The organism is Pseudomonas sp. AC169 (genome assembly GCF_979258515.1).
The window spans coordinates 1276449-1296610 of the sequence record NZ_OZ409866.1 but is presented as its reverse complement, the minus strand read 5'-3'; the positions used below and the strand labels follow the sequence as shown (position 1 = coordinate 1296610).

At 59.3% G+C, this 20162-nt stretch carries 11 protein-coding genes; 7 read left to right on the top strand and 4 right to left on the bottom strand.

Annotated features, from left to right (window positions below; all coding sequences use genetic code 11):
- The first annotated feature begins 93 nt into the window (after positions 1–93).
- Genes ACZZ0G_RS05775 through ACZZ0G_RS05755 form a run of 5 tightly spaced genes read left to right on the top strand, consistent with a single transcriptional unit; the run spans position 94 to position 6425 of the window.
- A complete protein-coding gene (locus ACZZ0G_RS05775; protein WP_463555589.1) occupies positions 94–2616 on the top strand; it encodes a TcfC E-set like domain-containing protein in 2523 nt (840 codons plus the stop codon).
- 4 nt (positions 2617–2620) lie between these two features.
- A complete protein-coding gene (locus ACZZ0G_RS05770) occupies positions 2621–3841 on the top strand; it encodes a hypothetical protein (protein WP_463555588.1) in 1221 nt (406 codons plus the stop codon).
- 44 nt (positions 3842–3885) lie between these two features.
- Complete coding sequence (locus ACZZ0G_RS05765) at positions 3886–4629, top strand: molecular chaperone (RefSeq protein WP_463395022.1); 744 nt, start codon at positions 3886–3888, stop codon at positions 4627–4629.
- A gap of 33 nt (positions 4630–4662) precedes the next feature.
- Positions 4663–5166 carry a CS1 type fimbrial major subunit gene (locus ACZZ0G_RS05760; RefSeq protein WP_397481856.1) on the top strand — a complete coding sequence of 168 codons (504 nt, stop codon included), beginning with the start codon at positions 4663–4665 and terminating at the stop codon, positions 5164–5166.
- 38 nt (positions 5167–5204) lie between these two features.
- Positions 5205–6425 carry a hypothetical protein gene (locus tag ACZZ0G_RS05755; RefSeq protein ID WP_463555587.1) on the top strand — a complete coding sequence of 407 codons (1221 nt, stop codon included), beginning with the start codon at positions 5205–5207 and terminating at the stop codon, positions 6423–6425.
- 52 nt (positions 6426–6477) lie between these two features.
- Here the strand turns inward: ACZZ0G_RS05755 and ACZZ0G_RS05750 are convergent, their stop codons facing one another.
- Positions 6478–11604, bottom strand: coding sequence for a dermonecrotic toxin domain-containing protein (locus ACZZ0G_RS05750; protein ID WP_463555586.1), 5127 nt, complete (start codon positions 11602–11604; stop codon positions 6478–6480).
- A 192-nt stretch (positions 11605–11796) separates the two neighbouring features.
- Positions 11797–14940, bottom strand: coding sequence for a transglycosylase domain-containing protein (locus tag ACZZ0G_RS05745; RefSeq protein WP_463555585.1), 3144 nt, complete (start codon positions 14938–14940; stop codon positions 11797–11799).
- A gap of 525 nt (positions 14941–15465) precedes the next feature.
- Between ACZZ0G_RS05745 and ACZZ0G_RS05740 the strand changes: the two genes are divergently transcribed.
- Positions 15466–16887, top strand: coding sequence for an amino acid permease (locus ACZZ0G_RS05740; protein ID WP_463555584.1), 1422 nt, complete (start codon positions 15466–15468; stop codon positions 16885–16887).
- A 209-nt stretch (positions 16888–17096) separates the two neighbouring features.
- Positions 17097–17459, top strand: coding sequence for a GtrA family protein (locus ACZZ0G_RS05735; protein WP_463555583.1), 363 nt, complete (start codon positions 17097–17099; stop codon positions 17457–17459).
- Between the two features lie 36 nt (positions 17460–17495).
- Here the strand turns inward: ACZZ0G_RS05735 and ACZZ0G_RS05730 are convergent, their stop codons facing one another.
- Positions 17496–19115: an FMN-binding glutamate synthase family protein gene (locus ACZZ0G_RS05730; protein ID WP_463555582.1), complete on the bottom strand. Its 1620-nt coding sequence runs from the start codon at positions 19113–19115 to the stop codon at positions 17496–17498.
- A gap of 172 nt (positions 19116–19287) precedes the next feature.
- Positions 19288–20088, bottom strand: a complete 801-nt coding sequence (locus ACZZ0G_RS05725) for a helix-turn-helix transcriptional regulator (protein ID WP_463395028.1) — start codon at positions 20086–20088, stop codon at positions 19288–19290.
- Between the last annotated feature and the right edge of the window lie 74 nt (positions 20089–20162).

The following is a 20162-nucleotide window of genomic DNA, read 5'->3' as shown; positions in this document are numbered from 1 at the left end:
GCGTGCACTTTTACCCGTGGCGCTGACCGACGGGGCAGGCAGCAATGTTTGCCCCGCCGGACTTTCCTTGTTTGTAAATCAGAGTACGAGTTCATGTTCCCGATGACACCCATCGCGGCTGCGCTTGCGCTGTTGTTTTGTGCCAGCGCAGCCGTGGCTTCCAACTCCACCGGTACCACACCGCGCAGTCTGCTGGCGCAGGCCAAGGGTTTGCCGGCGGATTTTGAAGAGCATTTCTTTGATGTGCCTCTGGCGGTACGGGTCGAAGTCGACCAGCAACCGCTGGGTGAGGCCATGGTGGTGTTGTCCCGCGACGATCGCATCACCCTGCTCGAATTCACTGATACCAGCGAAAACCGTTTAGGCCCTGCCGAGCGCGAAAAGTGGGCGAGCTTTCTCAAACCCGGCGTGCCACTGGGCGCGTGCAGCGGTTCCTGCCCGGAACAGTTTCTGGCGGTGCACTACAACCTGGAAAACTCGCTGGTCTCGATCCTCACCGAAAATGCCGAGCGTGATGTTGAAGCCAAGCGTTACTACGATCAGCCTGTGGGTGGCAGTCATGGCTTGATGGTGCGTAACCAGCTCAACCTCAATGGCGGTCAGGATCAGGATCTTGGTGGACGTTTCGGTCTCGAAGCCAGTTCGAGTCTGGGCAGCTGGAGCCAGACGCTGAATCTGCAACTGGCCCGTCTCGGCGGTCCGGACGACAAGCTGTATCACGCCATTCAAGAGCTGCACACCCAGCGCGAACTGCAAGGCAGTTTTTTCCGTCTGGGTTATTTCACCCCCAATTCCGAAGGGCTGACGCGCCAACCGCGCACGTTCGGCACCAGCCCCGACACCGCCGTTGGTGTGATGTACGGCAGCTCCGACAGCCTGGCCATCAACAGCCCGATGCCCAGCGTTTATCCGATCTACGTCACCGCCAACCGCCAGGGTTCCGTGGAGATCTGGCGCGATGGCCTGCTGATCAATACCCAGTCGGTGCCGGCCGGTTTGCAGACCCTCGATACCCGACCACTGCCCGGCGGCATTTATGAAGTGGAAGTGCGCCTGATCGAAGACGGCCAGATCACTTCCACCACCCAGGAGCTGGTGTACAAGCCCAACAACTGGCGCAACCTCGACGAGCGCTGGCGCTACAACGTGTTTGCCGGCGAAGAACAGAAACTGCTGAGCAACTGGGACACCCAGGCCAGCGGCAGTCCGACGGCAGGCGCCTCGGTGAATTACCTGCTGCATCCACGGGTGATTCTCGGCCTGTCGGCGCGGCAGATTCGCGAAAAACTGCAATACGGCACGTCCATCGACTGGACGCTGGCCAATCACCTCAGCCTGTATGCCAACGTCTACAAGACCGAGGATTACGGCACCGGTCTCGATCTGCAAAGCCTCTACAACTATGGCGCCGGCAGCATAGTTGTCAGCCACAACCGCAGTTGGCTCGACACCACCAACACCTACGACACCCTGCCCGATGGCACCCGGGTGCGACCGCGCAATGTGTTCATCGGCCAGACCAGCAATTCGTCGCTGGCGCTTAACCATCGCATCAGTAGCAAGAGCTCGGTCAACGCGCGGGTCTCGCACAGCGAGGGCAATGTCGAAGGCATGGGCGTGGATCTCGGCTGGACTCAGCGCACGATGGTGCTGGGCAGCGATGCCAGTTGGCGTTTGTCGATTTTTGATCGGCCGGGCAGTTTCAGCAGCGGTGATGCGCGCAATCGCGGGGTCGACCTGAGTATCAACATGGCGCTCGGCGCACCCGGCCAGCAGATCACCGGCAGCATCGGTTCACGCACGGCCCGCGATGGTACGCGTGACAACAACGCCTCACTCGGCTGGCGCAAGGATTTTCAGGATCACGTCCTGCAGAACGTCTCGCTCACGGCACTCACCGACACTTACGGGGTGGGCGTATCCAGTCTGGCCAACTTCCGCACCGATTCGGTCAGTGGCGACGGCTTTATCCAGCGTTCCTCTTACAACGGCAACTTCACCGGTGGCCTCAACGTCGACAGCACGCTGGTGGTCGGCGGACAGCAGATGCTCATGACCAGCCAGAGCGAGGTGCGCGGCGCCGGGATGATTGTCGACGTCGAGTCGGACATCGAGAACATCACCCTGCGGGCTGACGATTACAGCGGGGGCGGTGCGGCGTTGAAGCCGGGGCGCAACTTCATCCCGATTACTGCGTACCAGAACAGCTCGGTAAGTTTCGACTTCGAAGGCAACCACGTGCCGGCTGCCACCATCGAACCGGCGCGCGCCCGATATCACCTGAACAAGGGCGGCGTGGAGTACCGCAAGGTCCGCGTGATGCGAACCCTGACCGTGCTCGGCCGCCTGGTGGATGGCCAGGGGCGGCCGCTCAAAGGGCACCACGTGATCAACCACGCCAGTCGCGGGGTCACCGAAGTCGACGGCTTCTTCTCGATGGAAATGAACGCCGGCTCGCCGACCCTTGAGGTGCGTCAGGGCAACCAGTTGCTCTGCCAGTTCCGTCTCGATGCCGGCAGCCATCGCAGTGAAAACAATGTGTTGATGATCGGCGACCTGCGGTGCACGCCGGACACTCTGGCCGACGTCAATTCCACCGAACAGAAGGCAGGTTGATTCCATGAAGATAATCACAGGTGGCTGTGCATTGGCGCTGGCGCTGGCCATGCCGGCGGCACAAGCGATCAATCAGGAAGTCCGCGCGCTGTTTCAACCGGATCCTTCGCAGCCGGGCAAGAACCTGTTCGTCAACCAGACACCCAATAGCGGCTATTGCGCAAATTATCCTGCGCAATGCGCTGGAAGAAACATGTTCAGCATCGAGTTGCCTGTTCGTTATACCTCTCACCGCGCGCTTGTACCCGGTGACGGTGTATCGCTGAAAGTCCCCACGGACTGGCGCCGCTTGACGATCACTAACCAGGATACCCAGGAGTCGGAGGTCGTCGAGGTACGCATTACCGGCATAGGCTCCAACTATATCCTGAGCGATCCAGTGCAAAAAATCACTGGAGCGACAAGTGATCCTGAAGGCCATGACAAACTCTGGACTTCCAGCGGTTGGCTTTATGCTCCTGCTCCTTGCCTTGGTAGCGGTCTGGCTGGGTACGGACCGCTCAACTACCGTTTTTTCTGGCTCACGCCTGTGGAAGCGAGCTGCGTCAAGACCACCCCTTACCGCATCCGGATGATGTCGTTCGAGAAGGTCGATTTTTCCTATGAGCTGAAGACCCCCAATCCGTTGAGCATGTCCAGCGGCCTGTATACCGGGTCGATTACTTACACCATGGGTCCAGGGCGCGATTTCCACATGGGCTACATGATGTACCCGGACGACGACAGCCTGACCCTCGATTTTGTGCTGGACGTACAGCACACCCTCAAAGTCGATCTGCCGCCGGGCGGCAATAAAGTCTCGCTGGAGCCGGAAGGCGGATGGGCGCCGTGGATCGACAGCGGGCGCAAGCCGAAGCGGATCTTCCGCGATCAACCGTTCTACATCTCGGCGTCGTCGCGCTTCAAGGTGATGATGCTGTGCAATTCCCAGGGCGGCCCCTACTGCAATCTCGGCAGCCCCTTGGGCAACTCCGTCCAGGTCAAGGTCTCGATGAGTTTACCGGCGGGAATCGAAGGCACTGGTGGTCCCGGTGTTCCCGTCAACAGGATTCCATTGACCGTCAATAACTGGTCCACCTCGTTCCAGCCCAGCTTCTATGTCGAGCGCAAGCCCGGCGCGCTGCATTTCGAGCTGGAACCGGGGGCGATCGATTTCCTCCTGCGCCCCGGCCTGAACGACCGGCTGCGCGGCAACATCACCATTATCTGGGACTCGGATGCGTGAGCGCGGCCGTCAGACCCCTTTCGATTTTCATGGAGCTGAACGCGATGAAACGTGGTTTTTTGCTGGGTGTGCTCAGTGTGTTTTGCCTGACGGCGCAAGCCGGTCCGCAAATCAATGTCGGCACCGTTTACGACTATCTCGACGCCGATAAAAGTACCTACCTCAAACGGGTGTTCAACAGCGGCGATGCGACTGCATTCGTCAAGATCAACGTGCTGGAAATCATCTATGGCGCCGATGGTGTACCGCAGGAAGTGCCCGTGACGAATGCCGCCGACGGTGCCTCACGCAACGGCGTGATGGCCAGCCCGGCACGGTTGATCGTGCCGGCGCAGGGCATGCAAGGCACGCGTTTGCTCTACATGGGGCAGCGTGATCGCGAGCGTTATTTTCGCGTGCGTTTCGTTCCGGTGGTGCCGGAAAAGGAAGACGAGTTCGTGGTCAGCAACGAAGAGCGCGAAGACTACAAAAACTCGCTGTCGGCCGGGGTCAACGTGATGACCGGGTTCGGCACGATCTTCTTCGTGCGGCCCAAGGACGCGCGGTTTGCCACCGTCGTCAATGACACCGACAGCCGCTATGAGCTGCGCAACAACGGCAACACCGTGCTGATCGTCGATGAGTTCAAGAGCTGTTCTCTGAGCAAGGAAAGCGACTGCGGCGCGACCACCAAACACCATGTGCTGGCGGGCAAGAGCTTTGCCTTCGACAAGGAAAAGGGCCGCCAGTACAGCTTCTTCCTGATTGAAGGCAGTGAGAAGAAAGCCATGAAGATCGCCAGTCGCTAGGTTTGTTTTCAATTGACGCATCGGGTAACCAACATGATCAAGCAATGCACTGCCGCCGCGCTGCTGGCCGCCACTGCGCTGGCCAGTACCGGGGCGTGGGGCGCGCGCGAAGAGCATACCTTCGAAGTCTCCCTGACCATTCCCAGCCGGCCGTTTTACATCATTCCATCGGAGCCGGACTGGATTCACCGGCCGCAGCGGCTTGAGTGGGATTACCAGCGTTCGAACCTCAGCGGGTTGCAGAGGAATTTCGATGTGCACCATGACAGCAGCGCGATTGAAGCGCGTCTGGCCTCTGATCCCTTTCTGGAGAATGGCCGCCCCGGCGAAGTGATCGAACTGCGTGTCGCATTCAATGATGTCGAGTTGAGTTCGCACATCACCCCGCGTCAGGTGTTGTCCGAGGAGGAAGCCGCCAGAGGCAAACGCGTGGCATTGAAAATCGACCCGATCGAACCGGCGGGTGGTTATCGCCCCGGGGATTACCACGGCAATGTGGTGCTGATGTTCACGGCCCGGGCGCCGGGTGCGGAGTGAGGCAAAACAGATCAGGCTCATCAGAGGCAGGACTAATAATGAAAAGACTCATTTGGCTGGGGTTGCTGGCGGCGCTGAGCATCCCTCAGGCGCAGGCGCTCAATCAGGAGATTCGGGCGCTGTTTCAGCCGGATCCTTCCAAACCGGACAAGAGAACCTTCATCAACCAGACGCCGAACACCGGTTACTGCGCCAGCTTTCCGAATCAGTGCGCCAGCCACAATATGTTCAGCATTGAATTGCCTGTTCGCTTCACTTCTTCGCGCTACCTCGACCTCTTTGACTGGGCCGCAGTGAAAGCGCCGGCCAACTGGCGGCGGTTGAGCGTGATCAACCAACAGACCCAGGAAACGCAACAGCTGGAAGTGCGCGTCATCGGTATGGGCTCGAAATATGTGCTCAACCGTCCGGCGGTCGAGATTGCAGGCGGGGCTAATGCTCTCGAAGGCCACCGCAGACTGTGGACCTCGGACAGTTGGGCGCATGGCGTGCCCGCACCTTGCCAGTACAGCGGCGCCGGGGATCACGGCCCGGACTGGTTCCGGTTCTTCTGGAAAACACCCTCGGAGGCCCACTGTTTCAAGGTGCCGGGCCACCACATCAAGTGGATGTATTTCGACAAACTGGACTTCGCCTACGAGCTGCGCACTCCCGACCCGTTCAAGATGTCCACCGGCCGTTACACCGGTTCATTAACTTACAGCCTGGGGCCGGGCGCTGATTTCGACATGGGCAAACTGTTCGAGCCGGACGTAAGCACCCTGACCCTGGATTTTGTGCTCGACGTTCAGCACACCTTGAAAGTGGACATTCCGCCCGGCGGCGACAAAGTCGTGCTGGAACCGCAGGGCGGCTGGCAGCGCTGGCTGGACAGCGGACGCAAGCCTTCGCGTCTTTTCCGCGATCAGATCTTCCATATCTCGGCATCATCGAAATTCACCATGAAACTTGAATGCGAGCACCGCCTGGCGTCGGCGTCGGGCTGCGCCATTGTTGACGGCCTGCAGGGCGCCGGTGGGGTTGACGTCAGTGTCAGCCTGCCCAACGGCTTGACCGACAGCGCCGGGCAGGCGGTCAAACGAATGCGCTTGGGCGTCGAAGCGACCGCGCCGTTTCAACCCGGTTTTTATATCGATCGCAAGCCGGGCACCTTGCATTTCGAAGTGGATGAACAGCAGACCCACTGGATGATCGACAAAGCCCAAGGGCGACCTTACCGGGGCAATATCACGGTGATCTGGGATTCGGAAGTCGGCTGAGCGCGGCAGTCCGGCCGTCCTTTTCGGGGCTGGCCGGGTTGCAAGCCTGCTGTCAGAGCCCCGCGTTTCTCATGGCCTCGCGAGTCAGTTGTCGGGACAGATCATTGCGATGCTGACCGATATCGGTCAGCAGGTCTGCGTAACGTCGCTCTTCCAATGGCGCATCCACGAGTACATCTTCTGCGGAAATGCCGAATAGATTTCCCAGGCGTATCAGTTTCTCCGACAGGGGTTTGAGCAGACTCTTGTCCTTGAGGCCTGCCCATTGCGCCTTCGCCTCCTTCAATTCTTCAAGCCACTCGAGTTTGTTCTCGAAGAGGCGGTCATTGCGCTCGTATTGCATCGGATGAGTCTTGCGCAAATGGCGCTCCCAGAAGTTGTCCGACGTGAGGTTGATCATTCGGTCTATCAGCCCGTCGTTCTGTTCCCGCCGCATGATCATTCGGTGAGCCAATTCGATCGCCTCTTTTGTGACGCCGGAACGAGGCTGGTAGCGCATGCCGTCAGACTGCCAGGGCAGTTCCAGCCGTTCAGCCAGCCCGGTCTCGAATGCCAGATGGATTTCGACCTCATCCGGTGCCGGCTTGTCCGGGTAGATCAGGTTCTGTTGTTCCTGACGGCTGTATTCCACGCGGGCCTCGTCGCTCACCAGGTCCAGCCGTGCCGCGCTGCGCGCCAGGCGCACGAGTCTGTCATCCAGCACCCGGGCGGAAGTCGGCTCGGCGTAGGCTTTGGACACCAGTACTTTCATTCCCAGTGAATTGAACAGTTGCGCGCCCAAATCGCCACAGTCCTCCGGGGACACGATCTGTTTGAACAGTTTTTCGCGCAGCTCCGAGTCGAGTGTTGCGGCTTCGACCATTTCCCAGACACGCTGGGTCAGTTTTCGGCGAGCGGGTTCCGTCCGGTAATCCGCGCTTTCTCTCTGCTTGGCAATCACGCTGAAAAAACCGGCGGAGTCGGGTTCGGCCATCAGGTCGTGCCAGGACTCTTCACGATACTTTCGGTACGCCGTGGACGGGCTGAAACCGGCCCCTTCATCGTAAGGTGCTTGCCAATGGCTGAGCTCGGTTTTGTCCGCCTCCGCATAATCCAGCACAGATCCCAAGCCTGAAGACTTGCGATATTCGTCAAAGCGTACCCGTTGCTCATTGGTCAGTTTTTCTGTTTTGAAGCGTGCGCGACTGAGGACGAACGCCTGATCGGAGCCCGGCGTGACTTCGGGCAGGGTGTTGATCGGGGTATCCCTCATGTCGAGCATGAAACAGCGTGGTCGGTGCCGATCGATGTTGCCGACCTTGAACAGCCCTTCGGGCCAGCTCTGGATACCGGTATTGGCCAGGCTCAGCTCCTCCAGCCGGTACATTCGCCCGACATCCGGTGGTATGCGCAAGGGATTGCCGTTCAGGTTCAGGGTGCGCAGACGCACCAGTCCATCGAGTTGTTTGCTGGATCTGTAGGTCATGCGGATGCGGTTATCGGTCAGGTCCAGATCTTCGAGTTGACGCATCTGGCCAATGCTGGAAGGTATTTCCTTCAGGCCGCACTGGCGGGCGCTCAATTGCCGCAGATGGGGGAAACTGCCGAGCAGTCCGTCGGGATCTGCCGAGAGCGATGTTTTGTTGAGCCTCAGCGTAGTGATCTGATCAATGTGCTGCTTCATGCCGGGTTGCGCGCGCAAGTCTTTCCACCAGCGCTCGAGATCCTTGCCGCCGAATTCGGTGGTCAGATCCAGCGTGTAGCCTTGCCCGGAATGGACACTTTGTTCATTGAAGCGCTCGCTTTTGCGCTCGAAACACTCAATCAGCTTTTCCTCGATGAGCTTTCCGCCAGTGTGCATGTAATCCCGCGACGCTCCGAACGGCAGATCTCCCGCGTCGTCTGTCAGGTCGGGGTGATCTTCACGCCATTTCACTAAAGCCCCGTGTAATTCCTGGCGTTCGCTCTCCAGCTTCCCGATGGCGTCTACCGCATTCCCGTCACCTTTGCGCTGCAATATTTCAATGAAAGTGTTCACCTCTCCGGTACTCATTTTCGGGTAGAGCTTACTGACGCGTTGTTCCAGAGTCGGCTCAGCCCAAAACCATGGCCAGCCGCGCACCAGGGTTTCGGTCTCAATCGTCGCCACCGGTCGAATCGGCGGTTCTGCCAGCGCGGTGCGGCGCTGCGCAGGGGCGGCGGCCTCATCCATGATCCAGCGTTTCAGCGGGCGCCCCTGACCGCGTTGGTAACCCACGGCAGGCAATGTTTCGGCGGGCACTGCATGCAGAATCGACTCGTAGAAATCATCCGCGTCATGCAGTTGGGTATTGTTGACGTCGAGCACTTCATAGCGACCTTGTTCGTCGCGGATCAGGCGCCGGACGGTCGTTGCTTCATCTGGCCCTACGCTACAGCGCAGCGGCCCGTCATAAGTGCCATGGCGTACTTCAAGGCGCAGATCGGCGAAGGTGTCGGTATTGAGCCTGAGGGTGTTGAGCGCCAGGCGTTCACTCTCTGCGGTCATCAGTTCGTCGTGATAAAAACCCTCGTAAGCGCGGCTGGCAGAGGCTTCGAAATCCAGTTCTCGGGCCTGGGTCTTGAGGCGCAACGGCAGGCGATTTTCGTCGGCGATTCTTTGCAACTCGGCGGCCCTGGCCTGGGCCAGGAGGTTTTCGGCGAGCGGCAGCGGTAGCTCCGGAAAGGTCTTTTTGACGATGGTGATGTCGGCTTTGTCTGATCTTTCCAGGGCTTGATAGGCATGACGGGATATGGCGCCACGGCGCTCATCGACGGCATCGGCGAGCTGATTGCGCAAGGCTGCGACGCGTTCGTCATGGGCAACGTTGCGCCCCAGGAGGTTGTTCATTTCTTCGTCGGTGAGAAAGTCCGCCACCCGATCTGGCAAGCGGCCCATGTTCAGATCGGCGAGGCTGATGCTCAAAGTGTCGGCCGGCGAAGCCTGCGGGTTGCCATATTTGCGCGAATAACCGCTCAGACTGGCATCGGCAAACACCTCCAGCGCTTTGCCGCCGGGCCAGCCCGGCAACGCCGTCAACATCGGTTCCAGCCAGACCGCCTGTGGATCTATCGGGCGACCGCCGCGAATGTTGGCACTCGCCGTGAGCACATCGTCGTAAGCGTTGAAGCGTTTGACCGTATCGGCCAGCAGCGGCGGCGGCGGGCTGTTGTCGAGATGCATCTGGCGTAGCGCCTGGTGATCGGTGCCGCTGCTGATGCGGATCTGCTCCAGTTCCGTGGGGGAAAAACGTTCGACGCTGTGCCCCAGTCGCCGCATCAGCGCTTCATTCGACCAGTCGTGCGGGGTTTCCACTTCATGCACCCAGGCGCCGTGGCCGTTGTGTTCGATTTGCGGTCGATAGGCGTTGGCGCGGCTCGGGTGTTTGATGCGGTGGGTGTTGGACGTCGGGTCATTCGAGGCTTTTTCGACGACGTACAGCTTGCCTTCCAGTGGCAGGAGGTTTTCGTTGCCGTACTGGTGCAGGCCATGTCGATCGGGTTTGGCGTCCGGCGAGAGCATCAGGTCGTTGCGTTCGTAAGGGCTCAGGTCCGGGAGCCACAAGCTGTTTTTGCCATCAGGCAACTTGACCGGTTTCATGCCATCGACCAGCGGTGAAAGTTTGACGCGAAAGGCTTCGCCGATCTGCGCGCCGGCGGTGAAGGCGGCCAACTGAATGATGTCGGTGACTATGCTGATGACATGCCCGGCGGCTTCCTGCCAAAGCCCTTCGGCCAGATCGACAATGCCCTCGATGACTTCGCTGGTCAGTTGGTAGGCGGTGTAGGCCATCATCAGTTCGCCCAGACCCGGTACGAACGGGGTGGCGATCAACAGCGCCACATTGAAAATGTCCGAGACGATTTTCTTGAAGTTGTCCCACCACGCCCAGCGCGCCTTGCTATCGGTGTCAGCGGTGGACACGGCGATTTCCCGGGCGTCGTTGAGAATCTTGTTGAGCTTTTGCCGGTAGGCGTGAAGCCAGTAATCGCCCTGTAGTTTCACCCGGCTGAATTGCAGGTTGGGGTTCTCCACCGCAGCCTTGCGCCATGGCGGTCGCTGGTCGGTCGGATCCTGACGCGGGTGGTACTTGACGATGAACAGGCGTTGTTCGAGCTCGGCGAAGAAGTGCCCCCGCTGCTGTTGATCGACAAACTGACTGAAGAACTGACGATAGGTCTGTCCGCTCGACTCACTCAATCGGTCGTCGCGAAACTGGCGCGCCAATTCATCGCGAAAGGCTTTCAGAGAGTCGTACTCCTTGAGTGGATGATCCGGGTCGTGGGGGATGTAGACGATCAGGCGGCGAACCCCACGACTGTCAGAAACCGTATGGGTCAGCAGGAGAGCGCCGGTCAGGCGGGTGCCGAGCAGCGACAGGTCAGAGCACTGCATTGAGCGGCCATTGAGCAGCAGTTGCGGTTTTCCTTCAGTCAGGGTCAGTAGCATTTTGTAGGCGTCGTACTGGATATCTTCCTTGATCAATGCCAGATGCGCGGCGACGGCGAGGGCGTCTTTCTGGCTTTCGTTGACCTTGTGCTGCAGCACGCTTTCGGCCAGCGGTTCGCCGGGCAGCAGGTAGCTTTCCAGGTGCTTTTTATACTGCGCGCCGATATCCAGATCGCGGCACAGCGTCTGGAACTGGCTTATGGGCATGGCGCTTTTGATCGGCACGACATCGAACAGACCGCGCTCATCGGGCTGGCTGATGTAATCCGACCCAGGCCCGACCGTTTCACTGCTGGCGAAATTGTGCAGGGCGGCATCCAGAAGCGAGACCGTGCGGGTAACGACGCCCTTGGAAACATCGATGACGTACCACGGTTTGTCTTTCGGCAGGTACAGGCGCAGAAAGGTGCTTTTGACGTCCGGCTCGATGCCGTGGCGCTCTTTGATTTTTGCCTTTAGCAGCGGCTCGGCGAATGCATAGAGATCGGTTTTGGCCATTAGATGGTCGACGCGGTTCTGCGAGTCCCAGGCCTTGAGGTTGGCGGCGACGAGTTTGTTCAGGTACGCGGAGGGTGCGGTGGTGTACCAGGATTCGATGTTCAGCGGCGAGGCTGCCAAGGCGAGGCCCCGGCTGACGGTGGCGGTTTTGAAGTTGTCGTTGACGGCGGACTTGATGAATTCGTAGTGCCGTCCTTTATCCGCGTTTTCCGCAGGCTGGGGAGAGAGAGACATGGCCAATCATCCTTGATTGTTGAGGAGTGATCAGCCTACTCAGGGCAGGGCAAAACAAAAGTTCAAAGATCGGGAGGCAAACAGCGCAACGGGTCAGCAACCCGACGAAAATTCGAATCTGAAAAATACATAAGTACCACCCGCTGCACAGAAAAAACGTCACCCTGATGCAGAAAAGCCCGACACGATTTGTTACCTCGCTGTAGGGCGCGGCGCCTCGAGCATGGCCACGCTGGCGGTTGGCGTTGGTGTGCATTGGGAGTCGCTGCCCGGTTGCAGATACGGCGTCAGAATCGGTGCCATACCCTTGAGCACCTGCACTGGCAGGGCCGAGGTGAACTTGAAGTTCTCTGCCGAACGCCCCGGAACGAACGCGGTGAGGGTGCCGAAATGGTGGTCGCCGATGTAGAACACGAAGGTCGCCGTACGGTTGATCGACTTCGAACTGAGAATCCGTCCGCCTGAACCGATGGCTTCGATGCGGTTGTCACCGGTCCCGGTTTTGCCACCCATGGCCAGTGGGCTGCCATCAGGCAGTTTGAAACTGCCGGAAACACGTTTTGCCGTACCGGCGTCGACCACTTGCGACAGCGCTTCACGCATGGCCGTGGCGACTTCGGATGGCATCACCCGTTTGCCGACATGCGGGTCGTTGACCAGTTGCGTTTCGTACGGCGTACCGGCAGCAAAATGCAGGCTGTCGATGCGTAGCGTCGGCATGCGCACGCCATCATTGAGGATGGTGCCGATCAACTCGGCCAGGGCGGCGGGGCGGTCACCGGAGCTGCCAATGGCGGTGGCCAGCGATGGCACCAGATGATCGAACGGATAACCGACTTTCTGCCAGCGCTGATGAATCTCGAGGAATGCCTCGATCTCGAGCATGGTGCGAATACGACTGTCACGGGCACCCTTGTGCTTGCTTTTGAACAGCCAGCTATAGACTTCCTGACGCTCGAAATGGCTGGCCTTGACGATCTCGCTGAAGGTCGCGTCCGGGTGGTTCAGCAGGTAGCCCATCATCCACAAGTCCAGCGGATGCACCTTGGCGATGAAGCCTTGATCGGGCAAATCGTAACTGCCAGGGCCGTAGGAATCGTAGAGGCGGATCAGGCGATCGTCAGTGAGTTTTTCGCTGAGCTTGGCGCCTTTGAGGTGGGAGCGCACGAAGGTGTTGAAGTCTTCCTGACTGGCATCCGGCAGCAGGTAGCGATGTACAGCGGCCATGCGGATCGGCGTCGGACGCATGCTGTCGAGGAAGGTATCGAGACGTGCCTGAGTGTCTTTGTTTTTGTACTTTTTCCAGAATTTGAGCTGGAACGCTGTGCCTTCGCGATCGGCGAAATTTGCCAGGTATTCCTGCCGGCGCGGGTCACGATCATCCTTGAGCAGTTCGGCACTGCTATTGGGCCCGGAATACGTGACATAACGCACCACATCGCGCATCAGGCGAATGAACGGCAGGTTGATCGACTCGCGCAGGGCATCGCGCAAGGTCGGCAAGCGGCCGTTGTCTTCCTTGCGAAAGTTGTGGAACGTGTGCAAGCCGCCGCCGGTGAAAAACGCTTCGCCGGGGCTGGCCAAGTATTTGCGGTCGAGGGCTGCGCCAAGCATCTTCGACAGGTCGTGATCCTTGTTCTGGATCAGGTAATCGATGACCCATTGGCTCAGGCGATCCTGATCGGGGACGTCGACTTTCTTCAGTTCCGGCACGCTCATGGCGCCGTACTTGTCGTGCAGTTCGGCGATGATTTGCAGGTACGTGGTGAGCACGCGCATTTTTGCGGTGGAGCCGAGTTCGAGTTTGCTGCCTTCGTTGATATCGAACGGCTGGTCGGTGCTGTCGGTCTGCACCCGCACGCGAGAGCCGTCCGGGGTCAATTCGAAGAGGGTGAAGCTGTAACGCACTTGCGTGGTGCTGGTCGGCGTCAGCAAGCGTTCACCGAGCAGACCGATTTCGGCGGCGTAGGCCGGGTCGGCGAGTTTTTTCAGATAAGCGGTGGCCTGGGTTTGCAGGTCGCCCTGCAGGGTGCTGGTGGCCGAGAGATCAAGGCGATCGAGGTCGTAAAGCGGCCGGTTGAGCATGCTCGCCAGACGACTGCGGGCGACGCTGATGCCCTTGTTGGTTTCGATCGGCTGAATGGTCGGCTGGGTCTGCCAGTCGCGATAGATGACCTTGCTGATCAGTGCGGCATCGGCTAACGCGTTGTCGATCACACCGTTCTGTTTGAGCAGGCGCAAGTGGCTGTCGGTGAGGTCGGCAAGTTCTTCGCGGCCCTTGGTCAGGTAATGCGAAGGGCGGCGCTGGGCGATCATCAGCGACAACATTTCTCGCAGGGCCAGGCCTTTGGCGGCCATGGTTTTTGGATCAGTGGCCGGACTGTTCAGCTGTTCATTGGCCTGGTTGAAATCACTGCCGTACCAGACGCGCAGGCCTTCGGCCATGCCATGCACTTCGCCATGCCCCGGGACGGCTGACAGCGGCACGCTGTTGAGGTAATCGCGCACGATGTTCTGGCGTGCCCCCAGGGTTTGCGGGCCGGGCTGGTAGGCCCGCACGCTGGCGGACATCATCTGGCGCAGCTTCTCGGCGCCGGACACCGTCAGGCCATCCGGTGAATGCCGGTACTTTTCCAGTTGGGTCGCCAACGTACTGCCGCCCGCCGATTGTCCCGGCAGGTGCAGCAATTTAGCGACTTGCGACCACGCCGCCATGCCGAAGCGCGGCCAGTCCACCGCCGGGTTGGCCAATGGTTGTTTCGGGTCGAGCAGAAAACGGTTTTCGATGAACAACAGGCTGCTGACCACCACCGGCGGGATCGCCGCGAAGTTTGCGTACAGTTGTTGCGGATAGTTGTATTTGTACAACGGCGCGGCCCGGCAATCGGTGATCGACAGTCCGGCCTGAATCTTCTCGGAATACGGCACAAACAGGCCTTTGTCGGTGTAGCTGAGCAGCGCCGGGGAAAACCGTGTCTGTTGGGTGATGACGTAATTGCGTTTGAGCAGGCGTGGCAGGAATTCATCCAGCGAGCTGTAACCCAGACGCAGATCGAACGGCCCATTGCCCGGATAACGAATCGCTTCGCTGGGGCCGGGTTCGAGATGGTAAGTCAGCGAAGCAGCGTACTGGCTCAGTTCGCGCGACTGAAAGCGCGAGGTGCGCATTTCCTTGGATGCAGCCAGTCCCACGACGATCGCGATAATCACCAGCAACAACCAGAAAGCCTTCCACCCGTGCCGATTGCGGCGGGTTTTTTCAGGGACAGGCGCTTCATCCACACTTTCAGTCGGAACCACGGCTTTACTCGAATCGGTTTGCCACAAAGCGCCCATAGTCGATTGATCCATTCACGCAGATTGATCGGACTTGTCTGAAGCTTAGACGGTGGTTGGGGCTGGTGAAAAAAATGTGCGGGATGGGCGAGGGGAGTTACTGAATAAATCTGGAAGGCGGTTGCCGGAGCGAAAATGAGCCTGGAGCGAACTTTGTCGCGAGGGAGATCTGAGCCGCCGCAGTAGAGCCGTTCAGCAATAAAGTTGACCAAGCGGACACATGACGATGCACCAATGCTGTGCAATACTCGGCGGCTTTTTCAGTGGCGAATAATCCTGCGCCAAGCAGGGAATGCCTCTCGGCATACCGGGCTTTTACCGAGAGTTGTCGCTGAATGTTGTGGCTTATAGAGTGAAAACTCCTGCCCAAGGCTTTTTATACTGCACGCCCCGCTGATCTTTCAGGTTGCCCTGCAAGACGCGTCTGCCCACAAAGCAGGCGCGGTTTCATTCAAGCCAAGGCTTATCGGCCAACGCTTCGACACTCGGTGGTCATATCCAATAACAAGACGAGGTTGCACCCCTATGCCAGTCGGCAATCAACTGCCTCACGGCGACACCGCTCAGGGCGGTCCGCTCAAACGCGAACTCGGCGAACGGCATATTCGCCTGATGGCGCTCGGTGCCTGTATCGGCGTCGGTCTGTTTTTAGGTTCGGCCAAGGCCATCGAAATGGCCGGCCCGGCGATCATGCTGTCCTACATTCTCGGTGGTCTGGCAATCCTGGTGATCATGCGTGCCCTCGGCGAGATGGCCGTGCACAACCCGGTCGCCGGCTCTTTCAGCCGCTACGCGCAAGACTACCTCGGTCCATTGGCAGGTTTTCTCACCGGCTGGAATTACTGGTTTCTGTGGCTGGTGACCTGCGTCGCGGAAATCACGGCGGTGGCCGTGTACATGGGCATCTGGTTTCCCGATGTGCCGCGCTGGATCTGGGCACTCGCGGCGCTGATCAGCATGGGCTCGATCAACCTGATCGCGGTGAAGGCCTTTGGTGAATTCGAGTTCTGGTTCGCCTTGATCAAGATTGTCACGATCATCGCCATGGTCATCGGCGGCGTCGGCATCATCGCTTTCGGTTTCGGCAATGATGGCGTGGCACTGGGGATTTCCAACTTGTGGGCCCACGGCGGCTTCATGCCCAACGGCGTCACCGGCGTGCTGATGTCCCTGCAAATGGTGATGTTCGCCTACCTCGGCGTCGAGATGATCGGTCTGACCGCCGGTGAAGCGAAGAACCCGCAAAAGACCATTCCTGACGCGATCGGCTCGGTGTTCTGGCGGATTCTGCTGTTCTATGTCGGCGCACTGTTCGTGATTCTGTCGATCTACCCGTGGAATGAAATCGGCACGCAGGGCAGCCCGTTCGTGATGACCTTCGAACGTCTGGGCATCAAGACTGCCGCCGGTATCATTAACTTCGTGGTGATCACGGCGGCGCTGTCGTCGTGCAACGGCGGTATCTTCAGCACCGGGCGCATGCTCTACAGCCTGGCGCAGAATGGCCAGGCCCCGGCCGGTTTTGCCAAGACCTCGAACAACGGCGTGCCGCGTCGTGCGCTTTTGCTGTCGATTGCGGTGTTGCTGTTGGGCGTAATGCTCAACTATCTGGTGCCGGAGAAAGTCTTCGTCTGGGTGACCTCGATTGCCACTTTCGGCGCAATCTGGACCTGGGTGATGATCCTGCTGGCCCAGCTGAAATTCCGCAAAGGCCTGAGCGCCAGCGAGCGTGCCGGCCTCAAATACAAGATGTGGCTGTATCCGATCAGCTCGTACTTTGCCCTGGCGTTCCTGGTGCTGGTGGTCGGCCTGATGGCGTACTTCCCGGACACCCGCGTGGCGCTGTATGTGGGCCCGGCGTTCCTGGTACTGCTGACGGTGTTGTTCTACGTGTTCAAGTTGCAACCGAGCAACGTAGCGCAAGGTGCGGCGCGTTCGGCGTCGTAAGTTACAAGCACGGAAACAGTAAAGCCCCGGTCGCGAGATCGGGGCTTTTTTGTTGGTGCTGCTGGCGCCCGACCGCTGGCTGGCCAGTGCCGAGGGATCGTGCAGACCTCGCAATCAACCCTGTACCTGTAATTTCTGACAGTAGACGCGCTAGTGCGTGATGACCTAGGTTGGTTGTTCGACAAAAACGGCTTTGGCAAGGAACCGAGATGAAAGGATTCTCTGCTTTGACTGTGATCGGCCTCGCCGATGGACTGATTCACTGGCAAATATTTTTTGTTCTGTGCACCGCCGCCGGACTGACTCAAGCCGCGAGTAATTTCGCAGCGTTTTGCGTGGCCGCAGCGTTCTCGTTTTACGTGAATGTGCTGTATACCTTCGAACCCGGTACGTCGGTGCTCAGCTATCTGTTGTTTATCGGCGGGATGGGCGGAGTGAGTTTTGCCATCGGTTCGGTTGCCGATGCGCAGCACTGGCACGGATTGGCCACCGTGGCGTCTTTCACGCTGCTCAATCTGTTGGCAGGCTACCTGTTTTTCCGGTTTGTCTTGTTGCGCGAGCATCGCAAGTAACGCGCCAGTCCGTTATGCAGACCGGCGCATTCGCCATTACGCGGCGGCGACTGCCTGCGGCTCGAAACTGTCCGCCCGCGCCATCTGCCACATCCGCGAATAGAACTCGCCGTTGACTTCCCCAGTGAGCAATTCCCCTGGTTTCAAGAACACGTGCAACTGCGAAAACAGTTTGATCTCGGTCGCCGACATTCGCCGCACCAGATGCTTGGCCGACAGTTGTGATGGATGTTCAAGCCCGGCCGCCGCGAGCATTTCCGCCAGCGCTTTCAAGGTATTGCGATGGAAGTTGAAGACGCGCTGCGCCTTGTCCGGCACCACCAGCGCACGTTGGCGCAAGGCGTCCTGAGTGGCGACGCCGGTCGGGCATTTGTTGGTGTGGCAGCTTTGCGACTGGATGCAGCCGATGGCGAACATGAAGCCGCGCGCGGAGTTGGCCCAGTCGGCGCCGATGGCCAGTACGCTGGCGATGTCGAAAGCGCTGACGATCTTGCCGCTGGCGCCGAGTTTGATCTTGTCGCGCAGGTTCAGGCCAACCAACGTGTTGTGCACAAACAACAGGCCTTCGCGCATTGGCACGCCAATGTGGTCGGTGAACTCGACCGGTGCAGCGCCGGTGCCACCTTCCTTGCCGTCGACGACGATGAAGTCCGGCAGGATGCCGGTTTCCAGCATGGCTTTGGCAATGCCCATGAACTCCCACGGGTGACCGAGGCAAAACTTGAAACCCACCGGTTTGCCGCCGGACAGTTCGCGCAGTTGCTGGATGAATTGCATCATTTCCAGCGGCGTGGAAAACGCGCTGTGGCGTGACGGCGACACGCAGTCTTCGCCCATCATGATGCCGCGGGTTTCGGCGATTTCCTTGGTGACTTTGTGTTTGGGCAGAATGCCGCCGTGGCCGGGTTTGGCGCCCTGGCTCATCTTGATTTCGATCATCCGCACTTGCGGATTCTGCGCCTGGGCAGCGAAGCGCTCCGGGTCGAAACGGCCATCGCTGGTGCGGCAACCGAAATAGCCGCTGCCCAGTTCCCAGGTCAGGTCGCCGCCATGTTCACGGTGATAGGGGCTGATGCTGCCTTCACCAGTGTCGTGGGCGAAGTTGCCGAGCTTGGCGCCCTGATTCAGCGCGCGAATCGCGTTGGCGCTGAGCGAGCCGAAGCTCATCGCCGAGATGTTGAACACCGAGGCCGAGTACGGCTGACTGCACTGCGGGCCACCGACGGTGACGCGGAAACTGCTCGGGTCGCTCAGTGGTGCCGGGCGCATCGAGTGGCCGATGAATTCGAACCCGGATTGATAGACATCGATCAGCGTGCCGAAGGGTTTGTCGGCGGTCTCGTTTTTCGCTCGCGAGTAAACCAGCGAACGTTGTGCCCGGGAGAAGGGCAGGGCGTCGCTGTCGGACTCCAGCAGGTATTGACGGATTTCCGGGCGGATACCTTCGACCAGATAACGGATGTTGCCGAGGATCGGGTAATTGCGCCGCACCGCGTGCGGGCTCTGCAGCAGGTCGAACAGACCGATCAGGCTCAGCACGCCGGTGACCGCAGTGATTGGCCACAGCCAGTCATGTTCGAGGAAAGGCAGGCTGGCGAGGGTGAAAATCACGCAGGCGGCAAAGAAGGCGTAGCGGCTCAGGAGTGACAGGCTCATACGGTTTCCTTGGGTTCGGACTCAGAAATTTCGGCGAAAGGCTCAGGGATGTAGAAAATCCCTGTGGGAGCGAGCCTGCTCGCGAAAGCGACCTGTCAGTAGAAAAATTATTGTCTGACCCAGCGCATTCGCGAGCAGGCTCGCTCCCACAAAAAACAATTCCACCAAACCATCAGGCGTTTTGCGCCTGAAGAAAAATCGAAAACAGCTCGGACTGGGATTTGATCCCCAGCTTGCTGTACATGTGTTTCTTATGGACTTTCACGGTTTCTACGGAGATTTCCAGCTTACGGGCGATTTCTTTACTGGAGCAACCGCTGAGCATCAAACGCCCGACATCCAGTTCCCGGGCGGTCAACTGCGCGCCCTTGAGTTGCTGCACCGACGCCTCCAGTTGCACCCGCCAGTCTGCCCGGACAGGGGCGGCGGCGAGCGCCACGGTTTCGTTGATCTCGTACGGCAGGCGCTGGCGCAACAGGCCCAGCACCCAAGGCTGAATCAAAGACAGCAGCGCAATCTGTTCGCCAGTGAAACGTTTTTCACTTCCCAGTGACAGACACAAGGTGCGCTCGCCTTCGAGCTGACAATTGAACTGGATTTCGTCCGCTACGACATTCAGACGAAAGTATCGCTGGTAATACTCGGTCAGTTCGAAATGCTCCGGCGCCACTTCCGACAGGCGATACAGCCCGGTGCGCGTTTGCTCGCGGCAGGCGATGTAGAACGGGTCGAGCAGGTACAGACCGCGCAGGTAATCCTGAAACAACGGGTCCGGATTGCCGTCTGCGCCCGGGCATTCGGCGAAGACTTGCGGGTGTTGATCGGCGCTGAACAGCAGCACCACCCAGCTATCGAACGGCACGTATTGGTCGAGCAGGCGCACCAGTTGCGCCCAGAAATTCGGCTTGTCGAGCGCATCGATCAGTTGCCCGACGGCGCGGTGCCAGGTGATGTCGTCAAACGAAAGTGTCATCGATCTACCCCTATCGGGTTACCCCGGCCGCGTAATTCCCTGGCCGGCTGCTTGCTGCGCATACTGGCCCACAG

Excerpts from the sequence above, each read along its gene's own strand:
- ACZZ0G_RS05775 (WP_463555589.1), top strand. The coding sequence starts at position 94 with ATGTTCCCGATGACACCCATCGCGGCTGCGCTTGCGCTGTTGTTTTGT.
- ACZZ0G_RS05770 (WP_463555588.1), top strand. The coding sequence starts at position 2,621 with ATGAAGATAATCACAGGTGGCTGTGCATTGGCGCTGGCGCTGGCCATG.
- ACZZ0G_RS05765 (WP_463395022.1), top strand. The coding sequence starts at position 3,886 with ATGAAACGTGGTTTTTTGCTGGGTGTGCTCAGTGTGTTTTGCCTGACG.
- ACZZ0G_RS05760 (WP_397481856.1), top strand. The coding sequence starts at position 4,663 with ATGATCAAGCAATGCACTGCCGCCGCGCTGCTGGCCGCCACTGCGCTG.
- ACZZ0G_RS05755 (WP_463555587.1), top strand. The coding sequence starts at position 5,205 with ATGAAAAGACTCATTTGGCTGGGGTTGCTGGCGGCGCTGAGCATCCCT.
- ACZZ0G_RS05750 (WP_463555586.1), bottom strand. The coding sequence starts at position 11,604 with ATGTCTCTCTCTCCCCAGCCTGCGGAAAACGCGGATAAAGGACGGCAC.
- ACZZ0G_RS05745 (WP_463555585.1), bottom strand. The coding sequence starts at position 14,940 with ATGGGCGCTTTGTGGCAAACCGATTCGAGTAAAGCCGTGGTTCCGACT.
- ACZZ0G_RS05740 (WP_463555584.1), top strand. The coding sequence starts at position 15,466 with ATGCCAGTCGGCAATCAACTGCCTCACGGCGACACCGCTCAGGGCGGT.
- ACZZ0G_RS05735 (WP_463555583.1), top strand. The coding sequence starts at position 17,097 with ATGAAAGGATTCTCTGCTTTGACTGTGATCGGCCTCGCCGATGGACTG.
- ACZZ0G_RS05730 (WP_463555582.1), bottom strand. The coding sequence starts at position 19,115 with ATGAGCCTGTCACTCCTGAGCCGCTACGCCTTCTTTGCCGCCTGCGTG.
- ACZZ0G_RS05725 (WP_463395028.1), bottom strand. The coding sequence starts at position 20,088 with ATGACACTTTCGTTTGACGACATCACCTGGCACCGCGCCGTCGGGCAA.